Here is a 396-nt window from a genome sequence, read left to right as displayed (position 1 = left end):
GCGGCGCTCGCGGTTGCGGTCTGCGCTGTAGGCCACCAGCACCATGCCGACTACCGCGCAGCCGTAGGGGATGGCGGTGAGCAGGCCGATGTCCAGTGGGCTTTTCACACCGGTCTGCTTGATGATGGTGGGCAGCCAGAAGCTGACGCCGTACAGGCCCATCACGAAGCAGAAGTAGATCGCGCTCATCAGCCACACGCGCGGGCTGGACAGTACCTTGCCGATCGGTGCGTCTTCCTTGTGCACATCCTCGGCGGCGATATTGCGCTGGAGCAGGGCCTTCTCTTCGTCGTTCAGCCATTTGGCGTGGACGATGCGGTCGTCCAGGTAGGCCAGCACCACCAGCCCTACCAGCACCGACGGGATGCCTTCGAGCAGGAACATCCATTGCCAGCC

The 396-nt window shown here is 63.6% G+C and carries 1 protein-coding gene; it reads right to left on the bottom strand.

Annotated elements, in window-relative coordinates; translation table 11 throughout:
• Positions 1–396 (bottom strand): MFS transporter (locus OR16_RS39105; RefSeq protein ID WP_006165043.1); only part of this gene is annotated, 396 nt, incomplete at both ends.

The organism is Cupriavidus basilensis OR16 (genome assembly GCF_000243095.1).
GTDB lineage: Bacteria > Pseudomonadota > Gammaproteobacteria > Burkholderiales > Burkholderiaceae > Cupriavidus > Cupriavidus basilensis_D.
This window is presented reverse-complemented; position numbering and strand designations above follow the sequence as displayed.